This is a genomic window from Actinoplanes ianthinogenes, assembly GCF_018324205.1.
Classification (GTDB): domain Bacteria; phylum Actinomycetota; class Actinomycetes; order Mycobacteriales; family Micromonosporaceae; genus Actinoplanes; species Actinoplanes ianthinogenes.
The window spans coordinates 1,620,240-1,633,552 of sequence record NZ_AP023356.1; the positions used below are offsets into that span (position 1 = coordinate 1,620,240).

10 protein-coding genes are annotated in these 13,313 nt (G+C 71.3%); 3 read left to right on the top strand and 7 right to left on the bottom strand.

Features of this window, described 5'->3' with window-relative positions; translation table 11 throughout:
* Positions 1-7 precede the first annotated feature (7 nt).
* The gene (locus Aiant_RS07395) at positions 8-853 is read left to right on the top strand and encodes a hypothetical protein (protein ID WP_212846993.1); all 846 of its coding nucleotides are present in this window, start codon (positions 8-10) and stop codon (positions 851-853) included.
* A 52-nt stretch (positions 854-905) separates the two neighbouring features.
* Positions 906-2,492, top strand: coding sequence for an MFS transporter (locus Aiant_RS07400; protein ID WP_189332742.1), 1,587 nt, complete (start codon positions 906-908; stop codon positions 2,490-2,492).
* A 6-nt stretch (positions 2,493-2,498) separates the two neighbouring features.
* On the opposite strand, the gene tuf is transcribed toward Aiant_RS07400, so the two are convergent.
* Positions 2,499-3,689: an elongation factor Tu gene (gene tuf, locus Aiant_RS07405; protein WP_189332741.1), complete on the bottom strand. Its 1,191-nt coding sequence runs from the start codon at positions 3,687-3,689 to the stop codon at positions 2,499-2,501.
* A gap of 306 nt (positions 3,690-3,995) precedes the next feature.
* On the bottom strand, positions 3,996-4,778 hold the full coding sequence (locus Aiant_RS07410; RefSeq protein ID WP_189332740.1) for an SCO4651 family lipoprotein: 783 nt from the start codon (positions 4,776-4,778) through the stop codon (positions 3,996-3,998).
* A 108-nt stretch (positions 4,779-4,886) separates the two neighbouring features.
* Here Aiant_RS07410 and Aiant_RS07415 point away from each other — a divergent pair, with 108 nt between their 5' ends.
* Positions 4,887-5,843 (top strand): DUF1152 domain-containing protein, encoded by a 957-nt coding sequence (locus Aiant_RS07415; RefSeq protein ID WP_189332739.1) that lies wholly within the window; start codon positions 4,887-4,889, stop codon positions 5,841-5,843.
* 69 nt (positions 5,844-5,912) lie between these two features.
* On the opposite strand, the gene Aiant_RS07420 is transcribed toward Aiant_RS07415, so the two are convergent.
* The 5 genes from Aiant_RS07420 to Aiant_RS07440 all read right to left on the bottom strand — a co-directional run bounded on the left by Aiant_RS07420 (position 5,913) and on the right by Aiant_RS07440 (position 13,285).
* Positions 5,913-7,478 carry a dipeptide ABC transporter ATP-binding protein gene (locus Aiant_RS07420; protein ID WP_189332738.1) on the bottom strand — a complete coding sequence of 522 codons (1,566 nt, stop codon included), beginning with the start codon at positions 7,476-7,478 and terminating at the stop codon, positions 5,913-5,915.
* Entirely contained in the window at positions 7,475-8,464 is a 990-nt protein-coding gene (locus tag Aiant_RS07425) for an ABC transporter permease (protein WP_189332737.1), read from the bottom strand. Before Aiant_RS07425 ends, Aiant_RS07420 begins: the two co-directional genes overlap by 4 nt.
* Complete coding sequence (locus Aiant_RS07430) at positions 8,461-9,345, bottom strand: ABC transporter permease (protein WP_189332736.1); 885 nt, start codon at positions 9,343-9,345, stop codon at positions 8,461-8,463. The genes Aiant_RS07425 and Aiant_RS07430 overlap by 4 nt, the downstream gene beginning before the upstream one ends.
* Positions 9,342-11,009 carry an ABC transporter substrate-binding protein gene (locus Aiant_RS07435; RefSeq protein ID WP_229830523.1) on the bottom strand — a complete coding sequence of 556 codons (1,668 nt, stop codon included), beginning with the start codon at positions 11,007-11,009 and terminating at the stop codon, positions 9,342-9,344. Before Aiant_RS07435 ends, Aiant_RS07430 begins: the two co-directional genes overlap by 4 nt.
* Positions 11,010-11,074: 65 nt before the next feature.
* Complete coding sequence (locus Aiant_RS07440) at positions 11,075-13,285, bottom strand: family 43 glycosylhydrolase (protein WP_189332734.1); 2,211 nt, start codon at positions 13,283-13,285, stop codon at positions 11,075-11,077.
* Positions 13,286-13,313: the final 28 nt, after the last annotated feature.

Sequence of the window (13,313 nt, forward strand, 5' to 3'; positions counted from 1 at the left end):
TCGGGCCATGAGGACTTCGATGCGGCTGACGGCGTACGCATTGGGGTTGATCGTCTTCTTGGGCGTCGGCTACCTCTTCGGGTCGCAGAGGAAGCCGGCGCCCGAGGCGCGTCCGTCGGCGGACGCTCACGCCGGGCACGAGGCCGGTCAGGTCCCCGGCGGGCTGCAGATCACCCAGGGTGGTTACACGCTGAGCCCGGTGACCGGCAGGCTCACCCCGGGACGGCCGCAGACCCTGGTGTTCCGGATCGTCGGGCCGGACAGCAAACCGGTCACCCAGTTCACCGGTGACCTGCACCTGGTCGTGGTGCGCCGCGACCTCACCGGCTTCCAGCACCCGCGCCCCACCATGGCCGCCGACGGGACGTGGTCGGCGAGCCTCACGCCGGGCCCACCGGGGCAGTACCGGATGGTCGCCGACTTCGTCCCGCGCGCCCGCAGCGACACCTACGTGCTCGGGGCGGACCTGCCGGCCGCCGGTGATTACCAGCCCGTCGACCTGCCGAAACCCACCTGGGAGACGACAGTGGACGGCTACACCGTGACCCGCGCCGGCGAGCCGCAGGCCGGCACCGCGTCCTGGATGACCGTCTCGGTCAGCAAGGGTGGGCAGCCGGTCACCCTGGAGCCCTACCTCGGGTCCTACGCCCACCTGATCGCCCTGCGCCAGGGCGACCTCGCCTACCAGCACATGCATCCGCAGGAGGGCACCGTCGCCGGTCCGGACGTCACGTTCGACGCGCGCGTCCCGTCCGGCGGGGTCTACCGGCTCTTCCTGGAGTTCCAGCACGCCGGCAGGGTGCACCTCGCCGAGTTCACCGCCACCACCTCGAGCACGCACGCCCACAACTAGGTCACCTCGTCGGGATGATGTCCGGTCGCTCGGTGGCGCCGATGCTGTGGGGATGGAACAGCACGAGAACGCCGGGTTGAGCGGTCGTGAACGGCGCCTGGGGATCCTCCTCGCCGCCGCGATGTTCGTGCTGGTCGTGGACACCTCCCTGATGAACGTCTCGATCGCCGCGGTGGTACGCGACCTGGACACCACCACCAGCGGCGTGCAGAGCGCGATCGCCCTGGAGGCGCTGGTGTCCGCCGCGTTCATCCTGATCGGCGGCAAGGTCGGCGACCTCATCGGGCGCAAGCGGGCGTACGTCCTCGGCCTGCTCGGCTACGCCGTCGGCGCGCTGGCGATGACGCTGGCGCAGAGCCTCACCGTGGTCATCATCTTCTGGGCCCTGATCGGCGGCATCGGCGCCTCGCTGCTGCTGCCGGCCATGCAGTCGCTCATCCACGGCAACTTCCAGGGCGCCACCCAGCGCCGGGTGTACGCCCTGGTCGGCGCGGCCGCCGCGATCGCCGCCGCGGTCGGGCCGCTGCTCGGCGGGTTCATCACCACGTACCTGTCCTGGCGGGTCGGCTTCGCGCTGGAGGTGGTCATCATCGCCATCGCGCTGTCCGGCATCGGCCTGGTTCGCAACGTCGAGTACACCGGGCCGCGCACCGTCGACGTGGTCGGCTCGGCCCTCTCGGTGGTCGGCATGGGCGGCATCGTGCTCGGCATCCTGGTGTGGCAGGAGGGCGGCGACCGGGTGCTCGCGTTGCTGGTGCTCGGCGTGGCGGCGCTGGCCGGGCTGGCGTTCTGGCTGGTGCGGCGCAAGCGGCTGGGCAAGGCGCACCTGCTGGACCCGGCGCTGTTCAAGTCCGCGCTGTTCAAGGTGGGCATCTCCCAGCAGCTGTTGCAGCAGATCGCGCTGGGCGGCCTGATGATCGCGCTGCCGATCTACCTCCAGATGGTGCTGGAGTACACCGCCATGGAGGCGGGCCTGTCGCTCGCGCCGCTGTCGCTGAGCATGTTCGTGGTGGCCCTGCTGGCCGGCAAGCGGGCCGGGCGGCGGCGTCCGGCGAACATCGTCGGCACCGGATTCCTGCTGCTCACCGTCGGGGTCCTGATCCTGATCCCGCTGGTGCCGCGGGCACACTTCGGCTGGGCCCTGCTGATCCCGCTGGCGATCGCCGGCGGCGGGCTGGGCCTGCTGGTGTCGCAGCTCAACGACTACACGCTCGCCCCGATCTCCGAGGAGCGGGTCAGCGAGGCCGCCGCGGTGAACTCGGCGGGCGGCTCGTTCGGCCTGTCGTTCGGACTGGCCTTCGCCGGCGCGGTCATGCTGGCCACGCTCGCCGCCTCGTTCACCGCGAAGGCCGACGCGAGCACGGTCCTCTCCCCCGCCGAGCAGACCCGGGTGGCCGAGGTGCTGAACGAGAACGCCGAGGTGATGACCAACACGCACCTCGACGAGCTGCTCGCCGGTCAGCCCCCGGCGACGAAGGCCGAGATCATCCGGATCAACACCGAGGCCCGGCCGATCGCGCTCCAGGTCGCCCTGCTCATCCCGCTGCTCGCGGCGCTGCTCGGGCTGCTGAACTCGATCCGGATGCGCCGCCTGCCGGATCCCGAAAGATCCAATGCAGACGGCGCCATCCTCGGCTGACGCCCGTCAGTCGACCACCTCGACGACCGTGCCGGCGGCGACCGTACGGTTACCCTCCCGGACCGCGAAGCCCAGGCCCGGCTCCAGCGCCACCGGCTTGCCCAGGTGCACCGTCACCGCCTCCAGGGTGTCGCCCGGCATCACCAGGTCCCGGCCGCCCAGGTCCATCCCGCCCGACACGTCGGTGGTGTGGAAGTAGAACTGCGGCCGGTAGTGCGCCTCGAACGGGGTGTGCCGGCCACCCTCGGCGGCGGTCAGCGCGTACATCCGGGCGACGAAGACCCGGTGCGGTCGCACGCTCGCCGGCGCGGCGAGGACCTGCCCCCGCTGTACCTGCTCGCGCTTGACCCCGCGTAGCAGCACCGCCGCGTTGTCCCCGGCCTGCGCCGACTCCAGCACCTTGCCGAACATCTCCAGCCCGGTCGCGACGCTGGCAACCGTCGGGCCGAGGCCGACGATCTCGACCGGCTCACCGGCGCGCAGCTCGCCACGCTCCACCTTCCCGGTCACCACGGTGCCCCGGCCGCTGATCGACAGCACGTTCTCGATCGGCATCAGGAACGGCTCGCCCAGCTCGCGCGGCGGGACCGGCACGTAGTCGTCGACCGCGTCGAGCAACTCGGCGATCGACGCCACCCAGCGCGGGTCGCCCTCCAGCGCCCGCAGTGCGGACACCCGCACGACGGGGAGGGTGTCGCCCGGGAAGCCGTACTGCGACAGCAGCTCCCGGACCTCCAGCTCGACCAGGTCGAGCAGCTCCGGGTCGTCGACCATGTCGCTCTTGTTCAGCGCGACCACGAGGTGCGGCACCCCGACCCGCTGCGCGAGCAGCACGTGCTCCCGGGTCTGCGGCATCGACCCGTCCTGCGCCGACACCACGAGGATCGCCCCGTCCACCTGAGCCGCCCCGGTGATCATGTTCTTCACGTAGTCGGCGTGCCCCGGCATGTCGACGTGCGCGTAGTGCCGCGTCGCCGTCTCGTACTCGACGTGCGCGATGGTGATGGTGATCCCGCGGGCGGCCTCCTCCGGCGCCCGGTCGATCCCCTCGAACGCGACATACCGGTTGGCCACCGGGTCGCGGTCGGCGAGAACCTTGGTGATCGCGGCGGTCAGGGTCGTCTTCCCGTGGTCGACGTGGCCCATCGTGCCGATGTTGACGTGCGGCTTCGTACGGATGAACTGGCTCTTGGCCATGATGTCTCTGTCCTCACTGGATGCGAGGCGGTGTGGTGGTACACGACCCGTCGCCAGGCGGGACGCGTCAGAACCCGGGCAGGGAGCAGCCACCCTTCCCCGGGGTTCTGCTGCCGGTGGGGAAGGGTCAGACTCGGGTATCAGCGCCGGGAAACACGCGCCCGGGAGCCACCGCGAGGGGCAGCTGCGAACCGGGCGTGAACATGAGAAGCACGCTAGTGCGCCGGCCCGGCCGGCGCGATCGAATTTCCGCCGGTCGCGCGATCGACGGGGTGGCGCACTAGCGCCACCCCGTCGGCGACGAACTCAGCCGCCCATCGCCTGCAGGGCCGACTTCGGCATCTCGACGGTCTGCTGCGCCGGGGGCTTGGTGACCGTGACCGGCGTGCCCATGTCCGCGTACGTCGCGACGCTCTCGCCCGCGCCGATCCCGCTCAGGTCCACCGACATCTTGCTCAGGTAGCCATCCGAGTTGATCTCCGCGGTGAACGGGACCTGGGTGTCCTTGCCGTCCAGGAGCTTGAGCAGCTGCGGGGTGGCCGACGGCGACTTGGCGATGTCGAGCGTCCCGGAGTACTTCCCCTTGCCGGCCGCCTTGACCTCGGTGGCGGACTCCAGCATCTTGGCCGAGTTGCGCGGGTCGTTCTTCTCCATGCTCAGCGCGCTGCCGGCCGGCATCTTGCTGGCGTCGATGTGCATCCACTTGCCGTTCGCGAAGTTCTTCGCGGCGGGGCCGCCGTAGCGCATGTAGAGGTCGGTGCCGAGCTGGCGCATGCTGACGCTGCCCAGGCTGCCCATGTCCAGCTTCATGTCGACCAGCTTTTTCGGCCCGTCGAAGGCGCCGTCGCCGACGATGCCGCCGAACGACGTCATGTGGATCTTGGCGCTGGAGCTGGTCAGCTTGGTGACGCCGGCGAGCAGCTCGCTCTTGGCCTCGGAGGATCCCGCGGCGGCGGCCGTGGTGGCGGCAGCCGGGGCACCGGTCGCTCCGGCATCGGTGGCCGGCGCCGGCTTCTTGTCGCCGCAGGCGCCCATCCCGGCGAGGGCCATCACGGCCACACCGGTGACGGCCAGACGTCGCATCTTCATCGTGGTGTCTCCCCGTCCCTAGGCTCGGCCGCCCACCCTAGACGCTCGCGTCAATCGGGTCATCCCCGGGACGGGGACCCGTTGGCCCGGATGGTCGATCATTGACCGGTGCACGAGCTTGCCGTACCACCCCTGTTCGCCGCCCTGGCCCCGGCCCGGCGGATCCTGATCGCCGGCGCGGGCGGCGGTTTCGACGTCTACGCCGGCCTGCCGCTGGCCCTGTCGCTGCGGGCCCGCGGCGCCGAGGTGCACCTGGCCAGCCTCTCCTTCTCCGAGCTGGAACTGGTCGACCGCGAGTCCTGGATCGCCGACCACGTCGTGGCGGTCACCCCCGCGTCGACCAGCCCGGACTGGTACTTCCCGGAGGGCACGCTGGCCAAGTGGCTGGCCGCCCACGACATGCCGGCGACGGTGTACGCGTTCCCGCCGCTGGGCGTGCAGACGCTGCGGGAGGCGTACCGGCACGTGATCGAGCGGCACGACATCGACGCGGTGGTGCTGGTCGACGGCGGCACCGACATCCTGTGCCGCGGCGACGAGAACGCGCTCGGCACCCCGGTCGAGGACGTGACCAGCCTGGGCGCGGTGGCCGGCATCGACCTGCCGGTCAAGCTGGTCACCTGCCTCGGCTGGGGCATCGACGCGTACCACGGGGTGAACCACGTGCAGATCCTGGAGAACCTCGCCGCCCTCGACCGGGAGGGCGGCTACCTGGGCGCGCTGTCGATCCCCGGCGACAGCCGGGAGGCGGTGCTCTACCGCGACGCGGTGGCCGACGCGCAGGCCGCCACGCCGGACCGGCCGAGCATCGTGAACGGGCAGATCGCGGCGGCCACCAGCGGGTTGTTCGGCGACGTGCAGTTCACCCGGCGCACCAGCGGGAGCGCCCTGTTCGTCAACCCGCTGATGGCCATGTACTTCACCGTCGACCTGGACAAACTCGCGGCCCGCTGCCTCTATCTGGACCGCCTGGAGAACACCGTCGGCCGCCGCCAGGTGATCTCCCGCATCGAGGCGTTCCGCGCGGAGATCCCGACCCGCATCCCGCGCGCTTACCCCCATTGAGAAAGACCCTTTTGGGTACGCCCAGAGCACCCTCCCCACCCCGCAGGGAAAGCGCGGGAACAGCCCGGCTCAGGAGCGCAACGCTCGCAGCCGCCGCGCCTCCACCGGATCGGTCACCGGCACCGCCGCGAGCAGCTCCTTCGTGTAGGCGTGCTGCGGCTGGTCGTACACCTGGGCGGTCGGCCCGATCTCCACCACCGTGCCGTCCTTGAGCACGGCCACCCGGTCGGCGATCTGCCGCAGCACGGCCAGGTCGTGCGAGACGAAGACCAGCGACAACCCCAGCTCCTCGCGCAGCTCCTCCAGCAGCGCGAGGACCTGCGCCTGCGTGGTCACGTCCAGCGACGACACCGGCTCGTCGCAGACGATCAGGCGTGGCGACGGCGCGATGGCGCGCGCGATCCCGACTCGCTGCCGCATCCCGCCGGAGAGCTGGTGCGGATACCGATCGTATTCGGACGCGGCGAGCCCGACCCGTTCCAGCAGCGCGCAGACGCGTGCGCGCGGATCGCGTACCCCGGCAAGCCGTAACGGATCGGCGATGCTCTCGCCGATCGTGCGTCGCGGGTTGAGCGACGACAGCGGGTCCTGGAAGACCATCTGCACCGACCGCCCGCGCCGCCGCGAGATGTCCACCCCGTCGAAGGTGATCCGCCCGGAACTCGGCGCGACCAGGCCGACCATCATCCGGGCCAGGGTGGTCTTGCCGGTGCCGGACTCCCCCACGATGCCGAGCGTCTCGCCGGCGTGCACGTCCAGGGTCACCCCGTCGACCGCACGGATCGGCGGCGGCTTGCGGAGGGCACCACGTCGCGGCTGCGGAAAATGCTTACGTACGTCCTGAATGCGCAACAACGGCTCGCCCAGCTCCAGCGGGCGCGCCTCCCGCGGCTTGGGCACCGCGTCGAGCAGCGCTTTCGTGTAGTCGGCGGTGGGTGACACCAGCACCCGGTCGGTGGCGCCCGCCTCGACCGCCTTCCCGTGCCGCATCACCACGACCTGTTCGGTCGACCCGGCCACCACCCCGAGGTCGTGGCTGATCAGCAGCAGCGCCGCGCCGGTGCTCTCCCGCACCTCCTCGAGCAGGTCGAGGATCTGCGCCTGCACGGTCACGTCGAGCGCCGTGGTCGGCTCGTCGGCGACGATCAGCCGGGGCCGGCAGGCGATCGCCATGGCGATCAGCGCCCGCTGCCGCATCCCGCCGGAGAACTGGTGCGGGTACGCGCCGGCCCGCCGCGCCGGGTCCGGGATGTGCACCTGCCCGAGCACCTCGACCGCCCGGTCCCGAGCCGCCTTCCGGGACGCGCCGGTGTGCAGCCGGTACACCTCGGCGATCTGGTCACCGACGGTGTGGAACGGGCTGAGCGCGGTGAGCGGCTCCTGGAACACCATGGTGATCTGCGCGCCCCGCAGGGCCGTCGCCCCGGTCAGCAGGTCGATCCCGTCGAAGTCGACCCGGCCGGACACCTGCCCCGGGGTGAGGCCGAGCAGCGCCAGCGCCGTCGTGCTCTTGCCGGATCCGGACTCGCCGACGATGCCGAGCGACCCACCGGCGGGCAGCTCGAACGACAGCCCGTCGACGGCTTGCTGGTCACCGAAGGAGATCCGCAGATCCTCCACTGTCAACAGAGTCATCGCAGCTGCACCCGGGGATCGACGGCGGCGTAGAGCAGGTCGGCGGCCGCGTTGGCGACCACGATGATCAGGCCGGTGAGCAGGGTGACCCCGACGACCACCGGCAGGTCGATCTGGTTCACCGCGCCGACCAGCAGCTGCCCGATGCCGGGCAGGCCGAACATGGTCTCGGTGAGCACCGCGCTGGTCACGATCGAGGCGACGTCCACCGCGGTCAGCGTGACCAGCGGCAGCAGCGCCCCGCGCAGGGCCCGGCGCCAGAGGATCCGGCGTTCCGGGATCCCGTACGCCCGGGCGGTCCGGATGTGGTCCTCGGCCAGGGTCTCCTGCAACCCGGCCCGGGTCAGCCGGGCGTAGGCCGCGGACTGGATCACCGCGAGCGCGATCCACGGCAGGAGCAGGTTCTGCGCCCAGAGCAGGGGATCGGTGGTGAACGGGACGTACTGCGGGAACGGAAGCCACTGCAGGTGCACGCAGAAGAGCAGGAGCAGCAGCAGGCCGACCAGGAAGACCGGGACGGCGTAACCGGCGAGCACCAGGCCGTTGACGATCCGGTCCAGCCAGCGGAACCGGCGCGCGCCGGCGAGCAGGCCGGCGCCGATGCCGATCGCCAGCGACAGGATCTCGGCGCCGAGGGCCAGCGAGAACGAGACCGGGAGCCGGTCCAGCAGCAGGGTGGTGACCGGCTGCGACGTCTCGAAGGAGTAGCCGAGGCAGGGTGCCGGGCAGTGGCGCACCTCGGGGCCGATCGAGTAGTCCCGGCCCACGAAGATGCCCTGCAGGTAGTGCCAGTACTGCTGCCAGATCGGGTCGGCGACACCCATCGCCTCGCGGACGGCGGCGAGCCGTTCCGGGGTGCAGCCCTTGCCGCAGGCCAGCACTGCCGGGTCGGACGGCGCGAGGTAGAACAGCGCGTAGATGAGGGCGGAGAGGGCCAGCAGCACGACCGCGCCGCCGACGATCCGCCGCCCGAGGTATCCGATCATCGCAGCACCTCCCGCTGCCGGGGGTCGAAGGCACGGCGCAGACCGTTGGCGACCAGCACGAACGAGAGCAGGGTGAGGAACAACAGCAGTCCCGGGAGGAAGACGTACATCGGGTCGGCCCGGAACCAGGTGGTCGCGCTGGACAGCATCTGGCCCCAGGACGGGGTGGGCGGGCGCACGCCGACGCCGAGGAAGGAGAGCCCGGCCTCGACCACCATGTTGGTGGGCAGCAGCAGGGCGGCGTAGGTGAGGATCGGGGCGGTCAGGCCGGGCAGGATCTCCCGCCGGGCGACCCGCCACCAGGGCATGCCGGCCACCTGGGCGGCCGCCACGTAGTCGCGGGTGCGCAGGGTGAGCGTCTCGCCGCGGCTGATCCGGGCGGTGCCGCCCCAGCCGAGCACCGCGATCACCACGGCCAGCAGCAGCGGGCGGGGCCAGTCCTGCGGCACGATGGCCAGCAGCGAGATCGCCATGACCAGCACCGGCACCGACAGCACCAGGTCGATGATCCGGCTCAGGCCGGCGTCCGCCCAGCGGCCGCCGAGCCCGGCCGCGACCCCGACGGTCACGCCGAGCAGCACCTCGAGAAAGGTGGCGGCGACCGCGACGCCGACCGACACCTGCGCGCCGTAGACCAGCCGGGCGAACAGGTCCCGCCCGGTCCCGGGTTCCACGCCGAGCCAGTGCTCGCCGCTGACCCCGCCGAACGCCCCGATCGGCACGCCGCCGCGCGCCGAGTCGAGCAGGGTGTCGTGATACGTCGTGTAGTCCTGCCCGGCCAGCGAGGCGAGCAGCGGCGCGGTGACCGCGACCAGCACCATGCCGGCCGCGATCACCGCCCCCGCGACGAAGCCGCGATCCCTCAGGAGCGCACGGATCACTTGACCGAGATCCGGGCGATGTCGAGCTGCCCGCGCCAGCCGTCGGCGTACGCGTTCTTCACGTTCTTGCCGTACAGGTAGACGTCCTTCTCGTAGGTCAGCGGGATGACCAGCGCCAGCTTGCCGATCTTGGCGTCCAGGGCGCCCCAGCGCTGCGCGGCGGCGGCCGGGTCGGTGAGCGCGTTGATCGCGTCGATCTCGGCGTTCACCGCCGGGTCGTTGTACTGCGCCAGGTTGAAGTTGCCGCCCGCCGTGATGATCTGCCGGCCGTCGAAGATCGGGATCAGGAACGGGCCGCCGGACGGCCAGTCGGCACCCCAGGTGGTGAGGACCAGGCCGGGCTGGGTGGCCGGCTTGCCGATCACGTCACGGTAGGTCGCGGCGTCGATCGCGTTCAGCTTGACCGTGACGCCGGCCTGCTTGAACGCCTCCTGCACGGCGGCCGCCACCTTGGGCCCGACGCCCTCGCTGTCGTCGTTCTCGTGGGTGACCTCGACGGTCAGGTCGGTGAGACCGGCCTCGGCGAGGACCTGCTTGGCCTTGGCCGGGTCGCCGCTCGCGCCGGCCGGGAAGTAGTCGTAGGGCTGCTGGCCGAGCGCCTTCTGCGGGGGCAGGAAGGTGGTCGAGGCGCCCTGCACGGCGGAGCCACCGAGGGCGTTGACCACGGAGGTGCGGTTGATGGCGTACGAAAGGGCCTCTCGGACCTTGGGGTTGTCGAACGGCGCCTTCTTGGTGTTGAAGGCGAGGTAGAGCGTCGACGGGAACTCGCCGCGGGTGACCCGCTTGTCGAGCTCGGAGCCGGTGCCCAGCTGAGCGAGCTGTTCCGGGCCGACGACCGCGTCGGTGGTGACCGCGTTGGCGTCCTGGCCGGCGCCGGTGACCAGCCGCTGGTTGATCACCGCGGCGTCCAGCCCGGAGGTCACCTCGATCCGGTCCGGGCAGGCGTACCGGAGCTCGTCGATCTTGGTCGACCAGTTCTTGTTGCGGACCAGGACCAGGGACTTCTTCGGCTCGTAGGACTCCACCTGGTACGGCCCGGAGGAGATCGGGTGCTTCTCGTAGTCGACGCCGGAGTCCTTGGCCTTCGGGACCGGGGCGAACTGGGTGGCGGTCGCCAGGTAGGGGAAGTCGCCCTCCGGCTTGCGCAGCTTGAACACGATCGTCTTGTCGTCCGGCGTCTCGATCGACTTGATGCCGTCCGGCTGCTTGTACGGCCCCTGGTAATCGGCCGCGCCCTCCAGCCAGTCACGCAGGTACGGCGCGCCGCCGGGCAGCTCCGGGGCGAACGAGCGCTCGATGCCGTACTTGACGTCCTTCGAGGTGATCGGCGTGCCGTCCTCGAACTGGATGCCGTCCCGCAGGTGGTACGTCCAGGTCTTGGCGCCGTCGGACGGGGTGCCGAGGTCGGTCGCCAGGTCCGGCGCCGCCTTGGCGCCGGCCTCGCCGGGCTGCCGGTTGCGGGTGGTCAGCGTGCGGAACAGCAGCGACGGCAGGTTGCCGCCGCCGGAGGTGTAGAGCCGAGCGGGGTCGAGGTGGTTGATGCCACCCTGGTTGAGCACCGTGAGCGTGCCGCCCTGGCAGGTCGCCGGGTCGAAGGCCGCGCCGGAGGTGGTGGTGGATCCGTCACCACCACCTCCCTGGCAGCCGGCGAGAAGCACGGTCACGGACAAGACGGCAGGAACCAACTTACGCATGGCCGTTAACCTATCTTACCGATAGGCTTTAAGCACTATGCGGCCGCGAACGTTGTGACGTAGTCGAACGACGCCGTGGCGCCGGTCGCGTTCATCGAGACCAACCCGATCCGGTACGCCCCGGTGTGCGGCTGCGTCCACACCCCGCCCCAGGTCCACGTGACGCCGTCCACACTGGACGCCGCGCGCACCTCGTCCTCGTCGTTCGCCGCGTCGTAGTGGTACCGCAGCCGCAGCCAGGTGGTCCCGGCCGCCGGCCCGCCGAACATCGGCGCGTTCGCCACCCCGGTCCCCCGCGGCCCCTCCTTGCCGAACTCCACCTGATGCGTCACCTCGCTCGTCCCGGCCAGCGGCAGCACCGAGTGCGCGAGCTTGAAGTACTTGTCGTCGTTCTGGTACAGCAGCAGCCCGGCCTGCTGGTTGCCGCGGGTCCCGTCGAAGGTCAGCTTGGTCTCCACCGTGAAGTCACCCGCCGGCGCGTCACGGACCAGCACCGACGCGGTGTTGGTGCCGGTGTACAGCTCGGCCGCCTGGGTCGGCCAGACCAGCGCGTTCCCGGTCGGCGTGGTGTCGTTGCGGCCGCGGATCCAGCTCCACGCCGGGTCGGTCCCGGAGAAGTCGTCCGAGTACTCCGGCAGGGGCGCGCCCGGTTGCGGGTCGGCGACCCGCTGGGTGACCGGGCGATGGAGCGGCGCGGCGCCGAGGTTGTCCGCGGCGGCGCCGGCCGCGGTGGCCGCCGCGCCGATCCTCCCGGTGGTCGGTACCGTGCCGGGCAGCGTCAGCGCCACGGTCGCGACCGCGTCCCGCAGCCGGTCCGCGGAGACCTCCACGGTCAGGTTCCGGCCGCGCCGCTCCGCGGCCACGGTGTGCCAGGTGGCGAAGGAGAATCCGGACGGCAGGACCGCTGTCCGATCAGAACGGATGCCCTGTACGGTCACCGCCACGTCCAGCCGCCGGGTGGCCTGGTCGAGCCAGGCGACGACATGGTTCTGCGGGTCGGTGTAGGAGATGACCAGACCGGCTCCGGAGCGCAGGTCGCCCTCCACGCGTACGTCGCCGGACGCGGCCCGGGTGCTCAGCGAGAAGGACGCCTTCGCCGCGGTCAGGTACTCGCCGGAGTCCGGGTCGGTGGCCGTCGGCCAGGTCGTGTCCCAGCCGGTGCTCCGGTCCACCGTCCACGTGCTGACCGGCGCGGTCTGCGCGGTCTCGGACGCGCCGGCGCCGGCCCGGACCACCGGCCAGCCGCCGATCCAGTCCAGCCGGTCGATCATCAGCGGCCGCCGGGTGAGGTTCAGGGTGGCCCCGTTCGCGCCGGTGACCGGCGGGAAGTCCGGATCGCCCGCCGGGATCGCGTGGTAGACCAGCCAGTCCTGCCCGGCCAGATCGGTCGCGAGAGCGTTGTGGCCCGGCCCGATCCAGCGGTTGCCGTTCGCGGCGAGGACGATGCCGTCCTTGCTGGTCAGGGACATCAGGTCGAGGCCGCTCGGGGTCAGGAACGGCCCCCGCGGGCTGGTCGAGCGGCCCACCTTGACGGTGTATCCGCTGAAGGCGCCGTCGCAGCAGCCCGCGTCGGAGAAGAACAGGTAGTAGTAGCCGTCGCGGCGCACCACGAACGAGCCCTCGGCCCGCCGGCCCCGGCCGACCTGGGTGACCGCGCCGACCCGGCCGGTGGCGTCCGCGGTCAGCTGCTGCACGCAGAGCGTGTCGTAGCTGCCCCAGTACAGATAGTTCGTGCCGTCCGCGTCGGTGAACAGCGCCTGGTCGATGGTGCCGGTCGGGCAGCCGCTGCCGGACGGCGTGACCAGCAGCCCGTGGTCGGTCCACGGGCCGGTCGGGGTCGCGCCGGTGAGCAGCGCGATCCCGCCGTTGGAGAGCGCGTAGGTCAGGTGGTAGCTGCCGTCGAGATAGCGGATGTCCGGCGCCCAGGCACGGGTGCCCGCCGCCCAGTAGGACGGCTTGACGGTGATCGCGTCTTTCCGGTAGGTCCAGTGGACCAGGTCGGGCGAGGAGAGGATCGGCAGGATGTGCTCGCCGGTCTCCCCCTTGCTGTTGAAGATCGGGTTGGTGGTGCCGTAGGCGTACCAGACGCCGTCCTTGCCGCGGATCACCGCCGGATCCGGGAAGGTGTCGACCGTTCCGGCGCTGACCGGATTGGTGTACGTGACGGTGGCGGCCTGCGCTGCGGCAGGCGTCGTCAGGCCGGCCAGCAGCGTCGCCGCGACCGCCAGGCAAGCGCGTAATTTCATGCCGGGAAGCTAGGACTGGGTCAATTCT

What these genes read in the sequence shown, in the direction of transcription:
- Aiant_RS07395 (WP_212846993.1), top strand. Translation starts at nt 8, where the DNA reads ATGAGGACTTCGATGCGGCTGACGGCGTACGCATTGGGGTTGATCGTC.
- Aiant_RS07420 (WP_189332738.1), bottom strand. Translation starts at nt 7,478, where the DNA reads ATGACTCTGTTGACAGTGGAGGATCTGCGGATCTCCTTCGGTGACCAG.
- Aiant_RS07425 (WP_189332737.1), bottom strand. Translation starts at nt 8,464, where the DNA reads ATGATCGGATACCTCGGGCGGCGGATCGTCGGCGGCGCGGTCGTGCTG.
- Aiant_RS07440 (WP_189332734.1), bottom strand. Translation starts at nt 13,285, where the DNA reads ATGAAATTACGCGCTTGCCTGGCGGTCGCGGCGACGCTGCTGGCCGGC.
- Aiant_RS07410 (WP_189332740.1), bottom strand. Translation starts at nt 4,778, where the DNA reads ATGAAGATGCGACGTCTGGCCGTCACCGGTGTGGCCGTGATGGCCCTC.
- Aiant_RS07400 (WP_189332742.1), top strand. Translation starts at nt 906, where the DNA reads ATGGAACAGCACGAGAACGCCGGGTTGAGCGGTCGTGAACGGCGCCTG.
- tuf (WP_189332741.1), bottom strand. Translation starts at nt 3,689, where the DNA reads ATGGCCAAGAGCCAGTTCATCCGTACGAAGCCGCACGTCAACATCGGC.